Source organism: Leifsonia sp. NPDC058292, assembly GCF_042880955.1.
Classification (GTDB): Bacteria; Actinomycetota; Actinomycetes; order Actinomycetales; family Microbacteriaceae; genus Leifsonia.
The window spans coordinates 1-1,031 of sequence record NZ_JBHVYL010000089.1; the positions used below are offsets into that span (position 1 = coordinate 1).

Annotated in this window: 1 protein-coding gene; it reads left to right on the forward strand. The window is 68.6% G+C overall.

All coding sequences use genetic code 11. The features are described from left to right. Window positions 1-31: 31 nt before the first annotated feature. Window positions 32-1,031, forward strand: a 1,000-nt coding sequence (locus tag ACFVWR_RS19125) for a DnaB-like helicase C-terminal domain-containing protein (protein ID WP_387216059.1), incomplete at its 3' end; no start/stop codon positions are given.

Sequence of the window (1,031 nt, forward strand, 5' to 3'; positions counted from 1 at the left end):
CCCCTGGGCCGACAGTGGTCCCAGTGACCGTCTGCCTGCTTCCCGCCAGCGTGGCAGTGGTGGGCGGGGGCGCGAGGAGCGGCACGACCGCGGTGGCGACGGCGGCTGGGACGACGGCGCACCGTCCTTCGAGCGGGTACCGCCCCAGGACCTCGACGCCGAGCAGTCGGTCCTCGGTGGCATGCTCCTGTCGAAGGACGCGATCGCCGACGTCGTCGAGGTGATCAAGGGGCACGACTTCTACCGCCCCGCACACGAGACGATCTTCACCGCGGTTCTCGACCTGTACGCGAAGGGCGAGCCGGCCGACCCGATCACGGTCGCGGCCGAGCTCACCAAGCGTGGCGAGATCACCAAGGTCGGTGGCGCATCGTATCTGCACACCCTCGTCCAGACGGTTCCGACCGCGGCGAACGCCGAGTACTACGCCGAGATCGTCCACGAGCGTGCAGTCCTGCGCCGCCTCGTCGAGGCGGGCACGCGCATCACGCAGATGGGATACGCGGCCGACGGCGACGTCGACGAGATCGTGAACAGTGCGCAGGCCGAGATCTACGCGGTCACCGAGCAGCGCACCAGCGAGGACTACCTGCCGCTCGGCGACATCATGGAGGGCGCGCTCGACGAGATCGAGGCGATCGGCTCCCGTAGCGGTGAGATGACCGGTGTGCCCACCGGATTCACGGACTTCGACTCCCTGACGAACGGCCTGCACCCCGGCCAGATGATCGTCATCGCCGCCCGTCCCGCCATGGGTAAGTCCACTCTGGCGCTCGACTTCGCCCGTGCCGCCTCGATCAAGCACAACCTGCCCAGCGTCATCTTCTCCCTGGAAATGGGCCGGAACGAGATCGCGATGCGTCTGCTGTCCGCGGAGGCACGGGTCGCGCTGCACCACATGCGCTCCGGCACCATGACGGACGAGGACTGGACCCGGCTCGCGCGCCGGATGCCCGAGGTCTCGGCGGCACCGCTCTACATCGACGACTCCCCGAACCTGTCGATGATGGAGATCCGCGCGAAGTGCCGGC